The organism is Algibacter sp. L3A6 (genome assembly GCF_009796825.1).
Taxonomy (GTDB): Bacteria; Bacteroidota; Bacteroidia; order Flavobacteriales; family Flavobacteriaceae; genus Algibacter.
Genome location: NZ_CP047030.1, coordinates 1,054,928 through 1,074,663 on the forward strand (window position 1 = coordinate 1,054,928; position 19,736 = coordinate 1,074,663).

Here is a 19,736-nt window from a genome sequence, read left to right on the forward strand (position 1 = left end):
ATGAGTAAAAAAATAAACATATTCATGCCCTGCGATGAAGCAAACCACGTTTGCGACAAATCGCAATATAAAGAAGCGTCTTTATTAGAAAAGATAAAGCTGAATCTGCATTTAATATACTGCAAAGCATGCAGAGGCTATTCTAAAAACAACGCTAAGTTAACTAAACGTATTGATGCTGCTGAGCTAGAATGCTTAGACCCAAAGTGTAAAGAAGACATGAAAAAAGATTTAGAAAAAGCTTTGAAAGAACAGTTACATTAGTCGAAAAACAGCATAAGTACTAGCCAAAAAACAGGTAAAGCTTCTACCCAAAACGAAGCATAATAAATACTTTGTTTTTTGCTAGACCACAATAAAAATACTGCTGTAAGTATCGATAATATTAGTAATACCATTATTTTTATTTGATGCGTTTCATCTTTAAAAAACTCTAATAAAAAAAACACTACTAACAGAACCATACCCATTAACTTGGTTCCTTTAATACCTATTTTTTGAGGTACGGTAGATAGTTTTAAACTATCGTATTGTAAATCTCTAATTTCAAAAGGTAGCATAAGCACCAACACATAAAGGTAGCGCTGTATAGCTGTTATAATCACGTCGGTATCTACTGCATATTTATTTTCTATTATAGGAAGACACACCGTTACACCCATCCAAACTAATCCAATTAAGTAAATTTTAAGCCCGCCAATACTACGTAGATTATTCTGTTGATCTAAAAAAAAACGTTTTGGCAAAAACGGAATCGCATATAAAAAAGTGACCACCCCAAACCCTGCAATACCCAACAAAGTAAAAAAGCTAAGTTGTAATCCATAATAGCACATTAAAATAAAGGCAAAAAACGAAAAAATCTGAATAGCTTTTAACCAACTTGCGAAGCCTCGATGATGAAATTTGGCCACTCCAAAATACTTAACAAAATTATATCCAGTAATTGACGCATAAAACACAAAGCAAAGCACATTTTTTTCATAAGAAAAACCGAACTCTAAAAGTGTAACATAAGTAAGCGCATACACAGACAAAGCCACGTGAATACTACTATTCAAATAGAAATTAAAAAACTGCTTTAATAGCCTCATGCTGTAAAAATAAACAAACTGTTGATAACACATGTAAATGGTTAAAAACTTTCTGCTTTCTTCCATAAAAAACATCAATTATTATTTATTTTTGCGAAATCTATAACAAATTGTAACTGTAATGAATACAAACGCTTTCGCTTTGCGTCATATTGGTCCTAGAGCAGATGACCAAAATAAAATGTTAACAACCATTGGTGCCGATTCTTTAGATCAGCTTATTTACGAAACCATTCCAGATGATATTCGTTTAAAAAAAGGTTTGGATTTGGACGAACCAATGACAGAACATGAGTATTTACTTCACATTCATGAGTTATCCAAAAAAAACAAAGCCTATAAAACTTATATTGGTTTAGGTTATCATCCTAATATCTTACCTGCAGTAATCCAGCGTAACATATTAGAAAACCCAGGTTGGTACACGGCTTACACACCTTACCAAGCAGAAATTGCTCAAGGTAGATTAGAAGCGCTTTTAAATTACCAAACCATGGTTATTGATTTAACAGGAATGGAAATTGCAAACGCATCGCTGCTTGATGAAAGTACAGCTGCGGCTGAAGCCATGAGTTTACTATTTGCAGTTAGAGAACGTGACCAGAAGAAAGCAGGAGTAAATAAGTTTTTTGTTTCAGAAAACATATTACCACAAACGCTTTCTTTACTACAAACAAGATCGAACCCAATTGGTATTGAACTTGTTGTAGGTACAGAAGAAGATTTTGATTTCTCTGAAGACTTTTTTGGAGCTATTTTACAATACCCAGGAAAAGACGGTCAAATTACAGATATCAAATCTTTTATTTCAAAAGCGAATGATAACAGAATAAAAGTAGCCGTTGCTGCCGATATTTTAAGTTTAGTAAAACTAGAAGCTCCAGGTAAATTTGGTGCAGATGTTGTTCTTGGAACCACACAACGTTTCGGAATCCCAATGGGTTACGGAGGTCCTCACGCCGCTTACTTCGCTACTAAAGAAGCTTACAAACGTGATCTTCCAGGTCGTATTATTGGTGTTACTAAAGATGCTAATGGTAACCGTGCTTTACGCATGGCTTTGCAAACACGCGAGCAACATATTAAGCGAGACAAAGCAACATCAAACATATGTACAGCACAAGTACTTTTAGCTGTTATGGCAAGTATGTATGCCGTTTATCATGGTCCAAAAGGTTTAACGCATATTGCTAATAAAGTACATAACAAAACAGCTATGTTGGCTGGAGCGTTAGAAAAGTTAGGTTACAAACAAGTTAACTCTTCTTATTTCGATACACTTCAAATAAAAACGAAAGCAAAAAAAATAAAGAAAGTAGCCACCGAGAAAAAGGTGAACTTATACTACCCAGATAAAAACACAGTTACTATTTCTATAAACGAAACCACTTCAATTAGAGATATAAACTATTTAATTTCTATTTTCGCTAAGGCTGCAGACAAAAAAACCATTAAAATTTCTTCTATTGAATCTTCAAATAATATTGAAGAAACAATTCAGCGTCAATCAGAATTTCTAACTAGTGATATTTTCAATACACATCACTCAGAAACCGAATTAATGCGTTACATAAAATTACTAGAACGTAAAGATTTATCATTAAATCACTCTATGATTTCTTTAGGTTCTTGTACCATGAAACTTAACGCTGCCGCGGAAATGTTACCATTAAGTATTTTTAAATGGGCAAACATTCACCCATTTGTTCCTGCTAAACAAGCCAAAGGTTATTTAACAGTAATTAAAGAATTAGAAGATCAACTTACCGAAATTACTGGCTTTGCAGCAACATCGCTACAACCAAATTCTGGTGCCCAAGGTGAATTTGCTGGTTTAATGGTTATAAAAGCATATCACGAATCTCGTAACGATCATCACAGAAATATTTGCTTAATACCTTCTTCTGCACACGGAACAAACCCTGCAAGTGCTGTTATGGCTGGCATGAAAGTAGTTGTAACAAAATCTACAGCAGAAGGAAATATCGATGTAGACGATTTACGCGAAAAAGCAGAATTACATAAGGATAATTTATCTTGCTTAATGGTCACTTACCCATCTACACATGGTGTTTACGAGTCGGCTATTAAAGAAATTACACAACTTATTCACGATAACGGCGGACAAGTTTATATGGATGGTGCAAACATGAACGCACAAGTAGGTTTAACAAACCCAGGTAATATTGGTGCCGATGTTTGTCACTTAAACTTACACAAAACCTTTGCTATCCCTCATGGAGGCGGTGGCCCAGGTGTTGGTCCAATTTGTGTTGCCAAACAGCTTGTACCATTTTTACCAGGAAATCCTATTGTAAAAACAGGCGGAAAAAATGCCATTACTGCTATTTCTGCAGCGCCTTTTGGTTCTGCTTTAGCCTGTTTAATTTCTTACGGTTATATTAAAATGTTAGGTGCAGAAGGTTTAACAGAATCGACTAGAATAGCCATCTTAAACGCTAACTACATCAAACAACGTTTACAAGGTAATTTCGATACATTATATTCTGGAGAACGCGGACGTGCAGCTCACGAAATGATTGTAGATTGTCGCCCATTTAAAGCAAACGGTATTGAGGTTAGTGACATCGCGAAACGTTTAATGGATTATGGTTTCCATGCTCCAACAGTTTCTTTTCCAGTTGCAGGAACATTAATGATTGAACCTACAGAAAGTGAAAGCAAAGCTGAAATTGATCGTTTTTGTGACGCTATGATCTCAATAAAAAGAGAAATAGACAGTGTATCTAAAGACGATGACAACAACGTTTTAAAAAACGCACCACACACATTAGATATGATTACGGCAGACGAATGGATTTTTCCGTACTCGCGCGAAACAGCAGCATTTCCGCTAGATTACGTAAGAGAGAATAAATTTTGGCCAAGTGTTCGTCGTGTAGATGATGCTTACGGTGACCGTAATTTAATATGTTCTTGTACGCCTATAGAGGCTTATATGGAGGCATAAACACCCTTTGAACATCGTAAAATAATAGAAAATAATTTATATATTTTTTAATAAGATTTTATATTGCCGATATATAAACCATATCGGCAATTTTATGTCTTTTTCGTTATTGAATTAACTCAAAATTGAATAACATTTTTGGCTTTATATAACTAAAAAAAATACGCAAGCCTTAAAACTACGGCGTGTTTTTCTAAAGAAATGGAGATGTAAAGAGGACTTCTTATTGCAGTCCTTTTCAATTAAGAATTAGTAGCATATGAATATTAAAATCACCGGAACAGGAAGCTATATTCCTGATAATGTTGAAAAAAACGAAAATTTTCACAGTAACGAATTTTTAAATAGTGATGGCACCGTAATAAACGCTCCAAACGAAGTTATTGTTCGGAAATTTAAGGCCATTACAGGTATCGATGAACGTCGTTATGCCAAGAATCACTTAAACACATCAGACCTAGCCTCTTTCGCGGCAGAAAAAGCCATTGAAAGCGCTAAAATTAATCGAGAAGATCTAGACTATATTATCGTCGCTCATAATTACGGCGATGTACGTCATGATAGCATCCAGAGTGATACCGTACCAAGTATGGCCTCTCGAGTTAAACATTTATTACGCATAAAAAGCCCAAACTGTGTAGCCTACGATTTACTTTTTGGTTGCCCAGGCTGGATACAAGGTGTTATACAAGCTCATGCTTTTATTACAGCTGGTATTGCTAAAAAATGCTTAGTTATTGGTGCAGAAACGTTATCTAGAATTCTAGATCCGCACGATCGTGACTCTATGATTTATGGTGATGGCGCTGGAGCTGTTGTTATTGAAGCTACCACTGAAGAAGGTGGTATTATCAATCATAAATCTGCTACATATTCTTTAGACGAAGCACATTACATTTATTTTGGAGAAACGAACAATCCTGAAATAAAAGAAGACCGTCGCTATATAAAAATGTATGGTCGTAAAATTTACGAATTTGCATTAACAAACGTACCACTAGCCATGAAATCGTGTTTAGATGAAGCTGGTATAGATATAAAAGAAGTAAAAAAAGTACTTATACACCAAGCCAACGAAAAAATGGACGAGGCGATTGTAAAACGCTTCTACAAACTCTATAATTTAGAGATGCCAGAAGGTGTTATGCCAATGTCTATCGCTAAATTAGGGAATTCTAGTGTGGCTACTGTACCTACATTATTCGATATTATCTTAAAAGGTCAATTGGAAAATCAAGAAATTAATAAAGGTGATATCATTCTTTTTGCTAGTGTTGGTGCTGGTATGAATATTAATGCTATTGTTTATAAACATTAAAAATGTACGAAAATAGTTTTCCTAATAAACGTTTTAAACATACTATTGAGTTCTTAAAAAAACATGTTTCAAACTCCGAAACTATTTTAGATTTAGGCGTTGTAAACCCGTTTACTAAAATAATGGAAGAACATGGTTTTTCAGTAGAAAACACCAAAGGGGAAGATTTAGATGAAGACACCTCAACTATAACAAACACTCAAGCTAGCGTTGTAACTGCTTTCGAAATTTTCGAACATTTACTTTCTCCTTACACTGCTTTAAAAGCTATTAAAGGAGATAAACTAGTAGCGAGCGTACCATTAAAATTGTGGTTTTCTTCAGCATATAGAAGTAAAACAGATATGCTCGACCGTCATTACCACGAGTTTGAAGATTGGCAATTCGATTGGCTTCTAGAGAAGGCTGGTTGGAAAATTATAGATCGTAAGAAATGGACAAACCCACCTAAAAAAATAGGAATTCGCCCTATTTTAAGACGCTTTACTCCGCGTTACTATATTGTTTATGCTGAAAGAATTTAGGCTATTCCATTCTGAATCGAAATAAATAAGTTTAACTTTGAATCTTAAATTTTAAACGGTTGAACATCCATATAATAATCCCTGCGCACAACGAAGAAAGCTCTATCGGGCTCACTTTAGAATCTTTAGTAACTCAAACTCTGTTACCAAAACGCGTAGTGATTGTTAATGATAACTCAACTGATAATACAGGAAATATTGTTAGCGCTTACGCGGAAAAATATCCGTTTATTACTTTAGTAAACAATCAATCTTCCGAAGCACATTTACCAGGCTCTAAAATTATAAATGCTTTTTATAAAGGTTTTGAAGTTTTAGATGAAGATTACGATATCATTTGTAAATTTGATGCCGATTTAATTTTTCCTGAGAACTATTTAGAACAAATTTCTAAGCATTTTAAAGCGAACACCAAACTTGGTATGGCAGCTGGATTTTGTTACATAGAAAAAAACAACGATTGGGTTTTAGAAAACTTAACCAATAAAGATCATATTCGTGGTGCTTTAAAAGCTTATCGAAAATCTTGTTTCTTACAAATAGGGAAACTAAAACCATCTATGGGTTGGGATACCGTCGATGAGTTACTTGCAAAATATTATGGCTGGGAACTTTTAACCGATGAATCTCTGCATGTAAAACACCTAAAACCCACAGGGATTAGCTATAACAAAGCTTCCAAATATCTTCAAGGTGAAGCCATGTACAAAATGCGTTATGGTTTTACAATTACTTTAATTTCCGCAGTAAAACTTGCTTACAAAAAAGGAAGTTTCGCTTTATTTAAAGATTATATGTCAGGCTATTTTAAAGCTAAAAAAGAAGACATTACACCTTTAGTTTCTGTTGAAGAAGGTGAGTTTATTCGAGATTTACGCTGGAAAGGTATTATGAGTAAGTTCAAGAAATAAGTTTTCAAAACCTACCAAGCTAACACAATTTATCCCGCGTCATTTCGACGATAGGAGAAATCACATCATCTTTTGTGAAAACTATATACGCTCGCAAAACAATGCGTTATTTCTAACCCAAACCAGTAATCGCCTTGGACACAATAAAACCACTCGTCCAAGCATTCTGAAAATTAAAACCACCAGTTACAGCATCAATATTTAAAACTTCACCAGCAAAATAAAGGTTTTCGTGTTTTTTACTTTTAAAAGTTTTAAAGTTTACTTCTTTTAAATTTACACCACCTGCCGTTACAAATTCCTCCTTAAAAGTACTTTTCCCATCAACATTAAATATAGCAGTAGTAAGTTGGTTAGCCAAAGCTTCCAATTGCATTTTATTTAAATCTGCCCAACGCGTATCTTCGGTCATTTGCGCTGCTAAAACCAGTTTATGCCAAAGGCGTTTTGGTAAATCGAACTGTGTAGATTTAAATACGGTTTTCTTGGCTAAATCGAGTTTTAAGGTTTTTAAAGCATCCAAACAAGTATCAAAATCCTGACGAATAAAATTAACTTCAATAGCAAACTTATAATCTCTTTTAGCTAATTCTATAGCTCCAAAGGCCGACAACTTTAAAATTGCAGGCGCACTCATACCCCAATGCGTAATAAGCAACGGACCTTCACTCCACAAATTAGTATCTGCAACGGTTATCTCAACGTTTAAAGCGACAACACCTGGAATATCGGTAATACGGTCATCTTTAATATTAAACGTAAACAGCGACGGCACAGGCTGTGCAACCGTATGGCCTATACCTTCTAAAAGCTTCCATATTTTTGGATTACTTCCTGTTGCTATCACAATTTTTTCAGCTGAAAAATCACCTTGTATTGTTTCTATTTTATAATGAGCTTCTAAATGCTTTATTGATTTTACAGCGTGATTCTTTAAAACCTCTACACCATACTTTTCAGCTTCACCTAAAAAACAATCGATTATGGTTTGCGAAGAATTGCTTTCAGGAAACATACGTCCATCATCTTCAATTTTAAGAGGCACACCTCTGTTTTCAAACCACTCTATGGTGTCTCCCGTCATAAATTGATGAAAAGGACCTCGTAATTCTTTTTCGCCACGCGGATAGTTTTTTACTAATTCCTGCGGCATAAACTCAGCATGCGTCACATTACAGCGACCGCCACCAGAAACCTTAACCTTGGTTAACACTTCACTACCGCGCTCTAAAACAGCCACTTTCAAATCCGGATTTTGTTCCGCAATATTAATAGCACTAAAAAAACCCGCAGCGCCTCCGCCAATAATTATAACATTGTATTCCTTCATAAGTTTAAAAAACTCAGTAAATTTACCATTTAAATTTTAAAGCTCAGATGAACAAACTTATAATATCATTATTAATCCTTAGTGCAGGTTGCCAAAACAAGAATATTAAATTTCTAGGGGAGTTATCAAAATCTTTAGATGAAGTTTCTGGAGCAGAAACCACCGTAAACTCAGACTATATTTGGATGCTTAACGACGGCGGAAATTCACCAAAACTTTACGGCGTTTCACCTAAAGGAAATATTAAAGAAGAAATAAAAATAGATGCAAAAAACAACGACTGGGAAGATTTAACCTCAGATGAAGAAGGCAACCTTTACATTGGCGATTTTGGCAACAATGATAGTAAACGCAAAAACTTATCTATATTAAAGGTAAAAAAGAAAGCCTTGAATGATAAAGGTAAAGTTGATATTGATCGTATTTCTTTTAGCTACCCAAACCAAGAAAAATTTCCTCCTAAAAATAAAAATTTATATTTTGATTGTGAAGCTTTTTTCTATCATAAAAACAATTTTTATTTGTTCACTAAAAGCCGTGTTAAAAACGACTTTGGAAAAACCTCTCTCTATAAGGTTCCTGCAAAAAAAGGAAAGCATGTTGCCGAGCTACTAGGAACCTTTGATACTTGTAGTGATATGGATTGCTGGATAACATCGGCAGATATTAGCAGTAACGGAAAATCTATGGTGCTATTAAGCCCTAAATCAGTATGGCTATTTACAGACTTTGAAAATGATAACTTTTTCAACGGAACTACTACCGAAATCCCTATTAATGGCCGTATATCGCAAAAAGAGAGCATTTGCTTTAAAGACAATAACACGCTATACATTACCGACGAAAAAGCCCATGGTAGTGATGGCAATCTATATGAATTTAACTTAAACTAATACCCTCTTTAGAAACCAAAACCAACTTTAAAAGCGAAACGCAAGCCGTCGTCACTATTAAAGGCCGATAAATTTAATGTCATAATATTGGCAGCATTTGCAAACACACCGCCACCAACGGAAGTGTTCCATCTGTTAGAATTAAAGGCGCTATTGTTGTCTAGAGCTAGATTATCATCAATCCATACACGACCATAATCGAAACCTCCATAAACCCCAATGTGTAGTGGCAATAAACTAGTACGAAGCTTAGTTAAATTTAAACGTAAATCTGTGCTTTGATAGAATGCGTTTTTACCAGAAAACCTTTCATTTCTATAACCTCGTAACCCATTATCTCCACCTAAACTTGCTGCTTGATAAAACTCAAAATCGTCACCAAAAATAAGATGCGCTTTAACTTGTGTAGCTAAAACCAATTGTCCGCTAGGAATTAATTTATAATCAAAACCAAGTCCTGGAATTAAATATCCAAAACCTCTAGAAGCTTCTATATTTGTTTTATAACCTGCCTGTAAACTTGTTTGCATTCCCATTGTTGGAAAAGCCTCATTATCTTTATTCTGAAAAGCATACAAGGCATCGATACCTGCAAATTGTTTGTGGTTATCAGCTCCATTTTCTACATAAAATGTATTGATAAATCGATCTGTAGACTCCTCTACCTCTATAGCCTCGTAACTTAGGCTTACTTTAAAATGACCACCCATTTTACCTCGCCAGTTTAAAGAAGGCGCAAAAGAGAGCGTACTATACTTTACACGGTTATAATCTAAGCTAAAGGCATCCTCATTATCGATGTTTAAATTTGGTGTACTATTACCGTAACCAAAGAAATTAACAGCATAATTAGGACTTGTAAATTTAGCATTTACACCTAAATTCCATTTCCCTACTACATTAGAAAACTCGCCTGTATATTCAAAATCGAAACCACTAGTTGCAAAATAATACGACGCTCCAATACTGTGTTGAGAACTAAAAGGATTACTCTCAAAACCATAGTGTGTTAAGGTATTTAAAAAACCAATATTTAAACCATCGTCGGGATTCGCTCCTATAACTGGCACAAATTGATTGGTGCTACTTTTAAGCCTAGCGAAATCGTAAACATTCGTGTCGTAATCATCGGTTAATTTATCTTTACCGTTATTTAACTTAATGGTGTTTTTCTTAGATTTATAATCGTAAAAAACAACTTTCTTACCATTTTCAATATTATAAGTATCGTTGTTTTGCCCACCAATTAAACGCACTTTAATTAAGTGATCCCCTTCTCCAAAAGCATGAAATTCATCTTCATCATCTAAACCATAAATCCAAATTTCTTTAGTATCGTCTTTAGAATATGTTTTATCAAAAATTACAATCCCTTTTTCACCGTTTTTAATTCTACTAGCGGTTAATCTTGTTTCACCGTTAGGTAATCTTTCAATTTCAAATAAATCATCTTTATCAGTTCCGGTAACAACCGCACACTCATTAAGCAACTTGTAATACTCAATACCAAAAGTTGATAGATTTTTAATACGCTCTAAAAGCACTCGTTTCATTTCGGCAACCGTTACACCTTGTACTTCCTTCGGGAAATGCGTAAAAGCATCATCAATAATGGCTTCTGTTAAATTATTTTGGATGAATTTAATTTGTTCTTCCCACTGTGCTTTACTTGTTTGGTTTAAGAAAGTCATATCTAAAGAATATGGACTAAAGTTGAAACCTTTTACATTTCTAATATCATCATTAAAACCTTCCATTAATTTTAATGAAGGAATAATTCTAGTGGCAACTTGCATTAATCCGCCATCACCCATTATAGAAAAGGCCTGATCACGATCTCTCGGAATAGGCTTATAAATAACCTCTCCTGTTTCTTTATTTTCAAATTCTGCCCAACGCCATTGGTCTCTATGCCTATCCCAATCACCAATAACCATATCGAACAAACGAGCTCTTAAATACGATGTTTCATCTACTTTATACTTTTCGTCTTTTCGAAGTTTTTTCATTAAGTCGTCGGTGCTTTCAATTTTATTCGCAAAACCAAAACTTGCAATATCTCCATGACCGTCGGATACATGTTCTTCAATCATGTACAACTCATCACCAAAATCATCATTAAAACCAATTAAAGCTTTTTGCTTTGGCACGTAATAAATAGTTGGATTGGTATGAAACAAATCAATAGCATCAGACAATGTTCCTGTTACAAAAGGCGCATAAGGATGCGAACCTGTGTAAAAATCTAATAGAACACTCTCGGTTACAGTATCCTCAAACTCATCAGCGATATATTGATCTTTAAAAGCCATAGCCTGTAAATAAACTGTGGCACTTTTTCTAAGCGCACGCATAACGTAGCGTTTACCTGTTTTATCTTTTAACTGAAGTGATTTTGATTGGTGTCCTCCACCTTTTCTAGATGGTGTTAATCCACCAAACATAGTGTCTAAATTTACTACAGGTGCTTCTATTTTTGTACCATAGAACTCGCGATAACGATCGCCCCAAATAGCTTTATGGAAACCACTTTTATCAACTTCTTCGTCACTATAAATAGATGCCTTTTTTGTTTTTACAAATGAATCTTCGAAGGCAGACTCATCTATTTTTTTATTTGGACCATGAACTTCGGTTTGAAAAATAACTTTATTTTCTTCAGCTGAATAAAATCTAACAAACGACGAGCCATCTTTAAAGATATCTAACCTCGCATAACCAGGAACACTAGCCGAAAATGCATCTACAACATTATGAGTAGGTGTAGATTTAGAACCTGCACCACTTACTATTTGTGCTAAATTATACTTTTCGAAATATTGTAAATTATGCTCGTGACCAGAAACCAATATAACCTTATCATTCTCTTGAGCTAAAGTTACTACACGTTTCTGTAACTCGTTGTATCTTTTATTTTGAATATCCTCTGGCGATATACCTATAGTTTCTCGTAATACATTTTTTAAGGTTCCCAAAACTGGTAATGGCTGCATATGCGATTTAAAATCGTACTCACCTCCGTGCAAACCATTGGTAAACATTGGGTGATGCATGGCGACTATAGTCGATTTTCCGCGAGCCTTTTTTATTAAGCTTTCTAATTCTTCAAAAAATCGAGAGCGTGTTTTTATTTCGCAATCATCATTAATTGTCGGGTGTTTATCCCAATTAGCCAAATACCATTCGGTATCAATAATAATCATTTCAACCTCATCTGAAATCTCTACCTTTTCAATTGGGCAGCCATCTTCTGGTAAAAACGTGTTTTTCCCTAAGGCATCTTCGATATACTTTTCTTGACGCTTTAACCCTTTTAATCCGTTGCTATACCAATCGTGATTTCCAGGAATAAAAATAGTTTCACCTTTAAAACCTTTAACAGCTTCAGTCTGAATTTTTAATTGATATTCAGCAAACTCACGGCCTTTATCTCCGCTTTTAGGCAAGCCTCTAGGATACACATTATCACCCAAAAACAATACAGTACTTTGCTCGGAAGCTTTATTAATTTCTTCTCTAAAGGCTTTTAATCCTGTAGACTCCGAACCTATTGGTGAATTTCCCGCATCGCCTACTAAATAAAACGAATAAATAATTTCCTTATTAGGAAACTTGGCATCGCTAAGATCATTAATTTGAGTTTTATAAGTTGCGCAAGCATTAATAAAAAACACTGAGAGGGATAATGTAATGTAGCGTAAAGTTTTAGTCATAATTAATGATATTAATTTCTGCAAAAATAATTGATTATAAAGAGAATCTCGTTGATATAACTTAAGAAAACCCTTTTTACTTTATTGTGATGAAAGCGTAAGAAATGAAATATGCCTATGTTTTATTAAGGGTACTTAGTCTTCGATTAACGTGGTATCAAAAACAACACCACCAGCCAAAGTTTTATGCACAGGGCAACGCGACGAAATTTCTTTTAATCGTGCTTTTTGCTTTTCATCTAAATTACCAATTAACTTTATTTTTTTAGTGATATGGTCTAAATACCCAGGTTTTTCTTGCTCTAAACCTAAATCGTCACTATGTTTTTTAGAATGTGTAACGTAAACAAAAACCTCTTGCAGATCCCATTTTTTACGTTCGGCATACATTTTTAATGTCATGGCTGTACAAGCAATTAAACCAGCATTTAAATATTCGTAAGGTGATGGTCCAAAATCGTCACCACCAACAGAAGCAGGCTCGTCGGCAATTAGGCTATGGTTTTTGGTTTGTATATTGGTTGTAAAATTATCTTCCGTTAAGTTTAAATGCCCAACAAGTTGCTCGCCGTTGGTCTCTAACATATCATTTTCTTGAGGTTCAAAATAACGTTGTACCCAAGTTCCAATCATGTTGCCAGCATAATTACTATCGCTAGATTTTGAAAGCAAATGGTCAGCATGATCTAAAGTTACAAAACTTTTAGGATGTTGCGCTTGGAGATAAAGTTCTTCGGCATTTTTAATACCCACCACATTATCTGTTGGCGAATGCATAATTAGTAAAGGTTTGCGTAAATTTTTAACAACAGAAGGTAAATCTGTTTTTCCAAAATCTTCAACAAAATCATTATCAATTTTAAAAGGTCGTCCTCCAATATTCACTTCAACTTCACCCTTTTCTTTAACATTATCTAAACCATGCGAGAATAAATGAGTAACATGCCCAACCGTGGATGGCGCTCCAATAGTAGCTACAGCTTTTACATTATCTAATTTAGCCGCCGCAGAAAGCACCGCTGCTCCACCTAAAGAATGCCCAACTAATAAAGATGGTGCTTCATAATTAGCAGCCATATATTCACTTACCGCTATTAAATCTTCTACGTTGGCAGAAAAGTGACTATCGGCAAACTCACCTTCACTTCTTCCTAAACCTGTAAAATCAAAACGAAGGACTCCAAAACCATAATTAGTTAAAGCTCTACTAATGTTTTTTACCGCACTTAACGAACTTGTGCAAGTAAAACAGTGAGCAAAAATAGCGTAACGATTCGGTTTTTGGTTTGCAGGCAACTCCAACTGTGCTTGCAATGCCAAGCCTTTTTTATTCTGAATTTTTAGTTTAGTACTTTTCATGAATTTATTTTGAGTATCAGTCGTTTGAAAATCAAACTCCTTAATTTTAATTTAAATGTTTTGAAAATTTATTTACCAATAACTTTAATTTCGGATTAATAAATTGTTTACAAAACGGTTTTTCAGGATTCTTTTTGTAATAATTTTGAATAGCCTCGCGTGATGCTTTAAATTCTGAAAAAGGTAAAACTTCAGTTATAATTTCTTCTTCAAAAGTATTTTTAAAGCCATTTAAAATATCAGTCGCCTCCTTTTTTTGTACTTCGGAAAAATAATAAATAGCCGATCGGTACTTATCGCGCATCGAGTGATTGCTTGTACTTTTATGTGTATGTAAATGAATTTCTATCAACACACTTAAGGTTATAACAGCTTCATTAAAATGTATAATTACGGCTTCGGAAAACGATGTGTTCTCCTCCACAGAGGCGACATAACCTTGTTTTACTTTCGTAACACCTTTTAAAGCCTGAAAAACAGCCTCGGTACACCAATGACAACCGCCTCCTAAAGCTATTTTTGTATAGCTATTCATATTTAAATTAATTCCATTCTAAGTCTTTACGCTCTGCCCAATATTGAGTAACCTCTACCTTAAAATCAGAAAGTTCGTCTAATTCTGATTGCGATAAAACAAACCTATTCATTTTTAAATTCTCTTGTATTTGTTCACGATTACTTGCTCCGCTTAAAACTCTGCTACCAGGAATAGTTTGCGCTGCGTATTGCAAACAAATAGCATCTACTCCAACATCGTGCACTTGTGCTAAACGCTCTAACGCCGTATACATTTCATTATAATTCGGATAATTTTTATTTCTAAAAACGCGACCGTTAGCCAAAGCTTCTTTAATAACAACGGTTTTGTTTTCTTTCTGTAAAAGGCTAGAAACGTCTTTTAAGCTTTGATCCAGCAAATTATAAGTTACCTGAAAAACATCAAACAAATTCTCGCCATCTACTTTTACATCCAATGCTTTTTTAATAACCTCAACTTGGTTTGCACCCGTTGTGCTAATACCCATTTTAATATGATGCGTATTTTTTAAGTAAGATAAATAATTTAAAACAGCTTCACTCTCTAAAACACCAGTTTCCAAAGTTGCTGAATGAATTTGATAGACTTTTAAGTATGGTAATAATTGTTTAGAAACCTGCCATTGTTCCTTTAACTTCTCTAAACTATGCTCCTTTACTTCATGAACTTTAGCATCGGGATTAAAGTTTGCAGTATATGTATAACCCCATTTTGTGGCTACTTTTATAGCTTCATCAGTTTTTGTTGCCAACCAATCTATAAGTAACTGCTCTGCTAAACCATAACCTGGCGCCGTATCAAAATACCGAACACCCGATTGATAGGCTTCTTCTAAAACAGAAAAACTCTCTTTTTTAAACACCTCTAAATTAGACGTATTTGTAGCATCTTGACGCACATTAATATATTGTGGCCTTCCTAAAGCTGCTGTTCCTAAACCTAATTGCATTTACTTTTCTTCTTTTAATTACTCTTATTATGAACTACAAGACAACATAGAACAGCCTGCTTTATGACGCGCCCATTCTGGTCTTTTAGCAAACCATTTTTCATGTTTAGGTTGCTCGCTGTATGGTTTCTTTAGAAGATTAAACAATTCATCTATTAATTTATAATCGCCATTATCAGCATCATCAATAGCTAACTGCGACATATAATTTCGTAAAACATACTTCGGATTTACAGCATTCATTTTAACTTTTCTTTCTTCGGAAGAAACTGTTTCGTCTTTTAAACGTTTGGCATAAGCATCAAACCAAGTCTGCCATTTGGTTTCAATCTCACCTTTAACTTCATCTAAATTATAAAAAGCATCTTTTATTTTTGAAATACCTTCGGAAGGATTTTCTTCTGAAAAACCACTCAAATTCCTAAAAAAAATCGTCATATCTGTTTCTGTTAAATGAAGATTTTCTTCTAATTGCTGAATTAAAATTTTATCATTTTCATCCTCATTTTCAAAACCTAATTTATTGCGCATCATGGCAAAAGATTGTTCATCAAACCCAGTTTGATACCCGTCGAGAATAGCTTGCAACGGCTCTGCATCTTCAATTAAAAGATAAAGCGCATTAGCGAGTTGGTATAAATTCCAAAGCCCCATGTTCGGTTGATTTCCGTAACGATATCTTTTATGTTGGCTATCTGTAGTGTTTGGTGTCCATCCATAACTAAAATCTTCTAACCAACCGTAAGGCCCGTAATCTATGGTTAAGCCAAGAATAGACATATTATCGGTATTCATTACACCGTGTACAAAACCAACGCGTTGCCAATCTACAATCATTTTTAGGGTGCGTTGTGCAACCTCATTAAAAAATGCGATATAGGTTTCTTTTGAAGGTTTACCTAACTCAGGAAAAAAGTTAGAGATGGTATAATCTGTAAGTGTCTTTAAAGTTTCAGTATCGCCTCTAGCGGCTAATATTTGAAAACTCCCGAAGCGTAAAAAACTAGGCGCAACACGAGAAACAATAGCTCCTTTTTCGTAAGCCGCATTACCATCATAAAGCATATCTCGCATAACCTGATCGCCGGATAACGCTAAAGACAATGCTCGCGTCGTTGGCACACCTAAATGGAACATAGCCTCGCTGCACAAATACTCCCTAACGGAAGAACGCAGCACCGCCAAACCATCGGCCGTTCTAGAATATGGTGTTTCGCCAGACCCTTTTAATTGTACGGCCCAATGTTTATTATTGTATTCTACTTCAAATAAATTAATAGCACGACCATCACCTAATTGACCTGCCCAATTACCAAATTGATGCCCACCATAGCACATAGCAAAAGGCTTTGTGTTTGGATAGACTTCATTACCTGTTATTACTTTTAAAAACGTATCGCTTTTAGCATCTGCATCTGTTAAACCTAAACTCTCAAGCATTTCGGGAGATACATGTAACAATTCTGGCTTTGCTGTTTGTTTTGGTGTTACAAACGAAAAGCATGCTTTTTCCACCTGTCGTCTTGTATTTTCTAACTTCGGGTCGGCAGGTAATTGTTTAGTAAACGTATCTTTTATATTCAGTTTCATGGTGTGCTCATTTTAATGCTTAATATAGAATCTATATTTTTCTTCAGTGTGTACTGAAAAGGCATTATTTTTTTAATTTATCGGCGTGTAGACTTCGTAATTTAGCCAATTTAGGAGTAATTACAAAACTGCAATACCCTTGTGTTTCATTATCTCTATAATAATTCTGATGTTCCTTTTCAGCTTCAAAAAACTTAGGCAACTCTGATAATTCGGTAACTATAGGGTTATCAAAATAAGGTTCCATTTCTTTTAAAATCACTTCTGCCAACTCCTTTTGCTCGTTATTATGATAATAAATTACCGAACGATACTGTGTACCTCTATCTGCTCCTTGCCTGTTTAAAGTTGTAGGATCGTGAGTGGTCATGAAAATGGTTAATAAATCGACATATGAAATTTCGTTAGCATCGAAAGTTAATTGGATTACCTCGGCATGCCCCGTTAAACCCGAACAGATTTCTCGATATGTTGGATGGCCAGGCACATTACCGCCTGCATAACCAGAAACGACTTTCTCTACACCTTTTACCTCCTGAAAAACGGCTTCTGTACACCAAAAGCAACCACCACCAAGTGTGGCTAATTGTATATTTTTGCTTTGCATTTGTTTTAAATTTAAACCTGCTTAGTAAAAACTAAACAGGTGTTTTGTTACAACTATGCTTTTTCTAATTGCATAGATTCCGAATTTACACAATAGCGTAAACCACTAGGTTCCGGCCCATCGGGAAATATATGCCCTAAGTGTGCATCGCAAGTATTACACATAACCTCAACGCGAACCATACCATAAGTGGTATCACGCTCGTATTTAATAGCATTTTCTTTTATAGGCTGTGTAAAACTCGGCCATCCCGTTCCCGAACTAAACTTTATTGTAGAATCAAAAAGAGGTGTATCGCAACACACGCAATTATATTTACCAGCATCATGAGCTGTACAAAGCGCTCCACTATGTGGACTCTCGGTTCCTTTTAATCGTGTTACTCTAAATTGCTCAGGTGTTAATTGAGCCTTCCATTCAGTTTCCGTCTTTTCAACACGCTTATCTGGTGTTGGATTTCCGTTAACCGAAAAACTAATAATATCTTTCCAAGTTAGCATATTCTATTCCTTTTTTTTGTTTAATTTATATACGCTCGATATAAAAATTTAGTCGAAAATTAAGCAAAAACCTTACTATTTCCGCAGATCACTTTAATATGAAAGCATTCAATAAATTTACGACAAATAATAGCGTTACTATAGTAATTATATTTTGATCTTTTAAAGTTTCGTACTTTTACTAAATAATCTTTTTACACGTTTTACATATGCTTATAGCTGAAGCTGAAAAATTTGTTATCAACCTTCTCAATGAAAAGTTAACTCCGGAGTTTACCTACCACAACATTCCGCACACGCAACTTGTTGTAAACAAAGCTACTGAATTAGCAGAATTGATAAAAATTGACGATAAACAAAAAGAATTACTCATCATAGCTGCCTGGTTTCACGATACCGGATATACTAAGGACAAAAACAACCACGAGGAAGCGAGCGTGCTGATAGCTAAAGAATTTCTTAAAGCCAAAGGCGTAAGCGAAGACGATATTGTTGCTATATCTAATATTATTATGGCAACCAAAATGGGAGTTGTTCCTAGTACAACGCCTGAAAAAATTATAAAAGATGCCGATTGCGCACATATTGGAAGTAAAAATTACACCGATACTTCGGAATTACTTCGAAAAGAATGGGAACTTATTAGTGATTATAAAATATCTGAAAGTGACTGGCTAGAAGAAAACATTACTTTTTTAAGCACAAAACATCGTTTTTTCACAAATGAAGCTGCCGCAAACTGGGAAAAACGTAAAGGAAAAAACCTCGCTGGTTTAATTAATAGAAAGAAAAAAATTAAACTAGATACAGGTAAACTTGCTCAGAAAAAAGCCGAATTAAAGTTTAAAAAAGAAAAAATAGAATTACCTGAACGTGGAATTGAAACCATGTTTAGAGTAACCTTAAAAAACCACATTACACTTAGTAATATTGCCGATACTAAAGCCAATATTTTACTATCTGTAAATGCTATTATTGTTTCTTTAGTGCTTTCTAATTTAGCTTCAAAACTAGACAAACCTTCTAACGATTATTTAATTACACCTACCATCATTTTTATAATGTTTACAGTAGCTTCCATAATTTTATCTATTATGGCTACACGCCCTAATGTAACAAGAGGGGAGTTTACAAAAGAAGATGTTGCTAATAAAAAAGTAAATTTATTATTCTTCGGAAATTTCCATAAAATGAGCCTTCAGGACTTTGAATGGGCCATGGGAGAAATGATGCAAGATCGCGATTATCTTTACTCCTCAATGAAAAAAGATTTATACTTTTTAGGCTTGGTTTTGGATAAAAAATATAAAATACTCAGACTCACCTATACCGTTTTTATGGTAGGCATAATAGTTAGCGTTATAGCCTTTATTATTTCATTTTACTCTGCAGGAATACTCGTGTAGTCTATTTCTTTAGTTAATTAAAGTGAAATAATA

Annotated in this window: 16 protein-coding genes; 7 read left to right on the forward strand and 9 right to left on the reverse strand. The window is 34.6% G+C overall.

Features of this window, described 5'->3' with window-relative positions:
* On the forward strand, positions 1 to 264 hold the full coding sequence (locus tag GQR98_RS04450) for a hypothetical protein (RefSeq protein ID WP_159018460.1): 264 nt from the start codon (positions 1 to 3) through the stop codon (positions 262 to 264).
* Here GQR98_RS04450 and GQR98_RS04455 read toward each other — a convergent pair.
* The gene (locus GQR98_RS04455; RefSeq protein WP_233268076.1) at positions 261 to 1,160 is read right to left on the reverse strand and encodes a hypothetical protein; all 900 of its coding nucleotides are present in this window, start codon (positions 1,158 to 1,160) and stop codon (positions 261 to 263) included. The two genes, GQR98_RS04450 and GQR98_RS04455, sit on opposite strands and share 4 nt — an antisense overlap.
* A 55-nt stretch (positions 1,161 to 1,215) precedes the next feature.
* Here GQR98_RS04455 and gcvP point away from each other — a divergent pair, with 55 nt between their 5' ends.
* The 4 genes from gcvP (at position 1,216) to GQR98_RS04475 (ending at position 6,818) form a co-directional block, all read left to right on the forward strand.
* Positions 1,216 to 4,065 (forward strand): aminomethyl-transferring glycine dehydrogenase, encoded by a 2,850-nt coding sequence (gene gcvP / locus GQR98_RS04460; protein WP_159018461.1) that lies wholly within the window; start codon positions 1,216 to 1,218, stop codon positions 4,063 to 4,065.
* A gap of 259 nt (positions 4,066 to 4,324) precedes the next feature.
* Positions 4,325 to 5,383 (forward strand): 3-oxoacyl-ACP synthase III family protein, encoded by a 1,059-nt coding sequence (locus GQR98_RS04465; RefSeq protein ID WP_159018462.1) that lies wholly within the window; start codon positions 4,325 to 4,327, stop codon positions 5,381 to 5,383.
* 2 nt (positions 5,384 to 5,385) lie between these two features.
* The gene (locus GQR98_RS04470; protein WP_159018463.1) at positions 5,386 to 5,907 is read left to right on the forward strand and encodes a methyltransferase; all 522 of its coding nucleotides are present in this window, start codon (positions 5,386 to 5,388) and stop codon (positions 5,905 to 5,907) included.
* 59 nt (positions 5,908 to 5,966) lie between these two features.
* The gene (locus GQR98_RS04475; protein ID WP_159018464.1) at positions 5,967 to 6,818 is read left to right on the forward strand and encodes a glycosyltransferase family 2 protein; all 852 of its coding nucleotides are present in this window, start codon (positions 5,967 to 5,969) and stop codon (positions 6,816 to 6,818) included.
* A 112-nt stretch (positions 6,819 to 6,930) separates the two neighbouring features.
* Here GQR98_RS04475 and GQR98_RS04480 read toward each other — a convergent pair whose 3' ends face one another.
* Positions 6,931 to 8,148, reverse strand: a complete 1,218-nt coding sequence (locus tag GQR98_RS04480; RefSeq protein ID WP_159018465.1) for an NAD(P)/FAD-dependent oxidoreductase — start codon at positions 8,146 to 8,148, stop codon at positions 6,931 to 6,933.
* A gap of 47 nt (positions 8,149 to 8,195) precedes the next feature.
* Here GQR98_RS04480 and GQR98_RS04485 point away from each other — a divergent pair, with 47 nt between their 5' ends.
* Positions 8,196 to 9,041 carry a hypothetical protein gene (locus GQR98_RS04485; RefSeq protein WP_233268077.1) on the forward strand — a complete coding sequence of 282 codons (846 nt, stop codon included), beginning with the start codon at positions 8,196 to 8,198 and terminating at the stop codon, positions 9,039 to 9,041.
* An 8-nt stretch (positions 9,042 to 9,049) separates the two neighbouring features.
* Here the strand turns inward: GQR98_RS04485 and GQR98_RS04490 are convergent, their stop codons facing one another.
* The 7 genes from GQR98_RS04490 to msrB form a co-directional block, all read right to left on the reverse strand.
* Complete coding sequence (locus GQR98_RS04490; RefSeq protein ID WP_159018466.1) at positions 9,050 to 12,754, reverse strand: metallophosphoesterase; 3,705 nt, start codon at positions 12,752 to 12,754, stop codon at positions 9,050 to 9,052.
* 135 nt (positions 12,755 to 12,889) lie between these two features.
* The gene (locus GQR98_RS04495) at positions 12,890 to 14,113 is read right to left on the reverse strand and encodes a bifunctional alpha/beta hydrolase/OsmC family protein (RefSeq protein ID WP_159018467.1); all 1,224 of its coding nucleotides are present in this window, start codon (positions 14,111 to 14,113) and stop codon (positions 12,890 to 12,892) included.
* A gap of 46 nt (positions 14,114 to 14,159) precedes the next feature.
* Entirely contained in the window at positions 14,160 to 14,648 is a 489-nt protein-coding gene (locus GQR98_RS04500) for a peptide-methionine (S)-S-oxide reductase (RefSeq protein WP_159018468.1), read from the reverse strand.
* 7 nt (positions 14,649 to 14,655) lie between these two features.
* Positions 14,656 to 15,600, reverse strand: a complete 945-nt coding sequence (locus tag GQR98_RS04505; protein WP_159018469.1) for an aldo/keto reductase — start codon at positions 15,598 to 15,600, stop codon at positions 14,656 to 14,658.
* 27 nt (positions 15,601 to 15,627) lie between these two features.
* Entirely contained in the window at positions 15,628 to 17,190 is a 1,563-nt protein-coding gene (locus tag GQR98_RS04510) for a protein adenylyltransferase SelO (RefSeq protein WP_159018470.1), read from the reverse strand.
* Between the two features lie 64 nt (positions 17,191 to 17,254).
* Entirely contained in the window at positions 17,255 to 17,797 is a 543-nt protein-coding gene (gene msrA / locus GQR98_RS04515) for a peptide-methionine (S)-S-oxide reductase MsrA (RefSeq protein ID WP_159018471.1), read from the reverse strand.
* A 53-nt stretch (positions 17,798 to 17,850) separates the two neighbouring features.
* On the reverse strand, positions 17,851 to 18,297 hold the full coding sequence (gene msrB, locus GQR98_RS04520) for a peptide-methionine (R)-S-oxide reductase MsrB (protein WP_074937013.1): 447 nt from the start codon (positions 18,295 to 18,297) through the stop codon (positions 17,851 to 17,853).
* Positions 18,298 to 18,506: 209 nt separating this feature from the next.
* Here msrB and GQR98_RS04525 point away from each other — a divergent pair, with 209 nt between their 5' ends.
* Positions 18,507 to 19,703 (forward strand): Pycsar system effector family protein, encoded by a 1,197-nt coding sequence (locus GQR98_RS04525; RefSeq protein ID WP_159018472.1) that lies wholly within the window; start codon positions 18,507 to 18,509, stop codon positions 19,701 to 19,703.
* Positions 19,704 to 19,736 lie beyond the last annotated feature (33 nt).

Bases quoted from the DNA above. Each gene is read 5' to 3' on its own strand.
- GQR98_RS04485 (WP_233268077.1), top strand. From the start codon at position 8,196: ATGAACAAACTTATAATATCATTATTAATCCTTAGTGCAGGTTGCCAA.
- GQR98_RS04500 (WP_159018468.1), bottom strand. From the start codon at position 14,648: ATGAATAGCTATACAAAAATAGCTTTAGGAGGCGGTTGTCATTGGTGT.
- msrA (WP_159018471.1), bottom strand. From the start codon at position 17,797: ATGCAAAGCAAAAATATACAATTAGCCACACTTGGTGGTGGTTGCTTT.
- GQR98_RS04465 (WP_159018462.1), top strand. From the start codon at position 4,325: ATGAATATTAAAATCACCGGAACAGGAAGCTATATTCCTGATAATGTT.
- GQR98_RS04505 (WP_159018469.1), bottom strand. From the start codon at position 15,600: ATGCAATTAGGTTTAGGAACAGCAGCTTTAGGAAGGCCACAATATATT.
- GQR98_RS04450 (WP_159018460.1), top strand. From the start codon at position 1: ATGAGTAAAAAAATAAACATATTCATGCCCTGCGATGAAGCAAACCAC.
- GQR98_RS04470 (WP_159018463.1), top strand. From the start codon at position 5,386: ATGTACGAAAATAGTTTTCCTAATAAACGTTTTAAACATACTATTGAG.
- gcvP (WP_159018461.1), top strand. From the start codon at position 1,216: ATGAATACAAACGCTTTCGCTTTGCGTCATATTGGTCCTAGAGCAGAT.
- GQR98_RS04525 (WP_159018472.1), top strand. From the start codon at position 18,507: ATGCTTATAGCTGAAGCTGAAAAATTTGTTATCAACCTTCTCAATGAA.
- GQR98_RS04490 (WP_159018466.1), bottom strand. From the start codon at position 12,754: ATGACTAAAACTTTACGCTACATTACATTATCCCTCTCAGTGTTTTTT.
- GQR98_RS04480 (WP_159018465.1), bottom strand. From the start codon at position 8,148: ATGAAGGAATACAATGTTATAATTATTGGCGGAGGCGCTGCGGGTTTT.
- GQR98_RS04495 (WP_159018467.1), bottom strand. From the start codon at position 14,113: ATGAAAAGTACTAAACTAAAAATTCAGAATAAAAAAGGCTTGGCATTG.
- msrB (WP_074937013.1), bottom strand. From the start codon at position 18,297: ATGCTAACTTGGAAAGATATTATTAGTTTTTCGGTTAACGGAAATCCA.
- GQR98_RS04510 (WP_159018470.1), bottom strand. From the start codon at position 17,190: ATGAAACTGAATATAAAAGATACGTTTACTAAACAATTACCTGCCGAC.
- GQR98_RS04455 (WP_233268076.1), bottom strand. From the start codon at position 1,160: ATGGAAGAAAGCAGAAAGTTTTTAACCATTTACATGTGTTATCAACAG.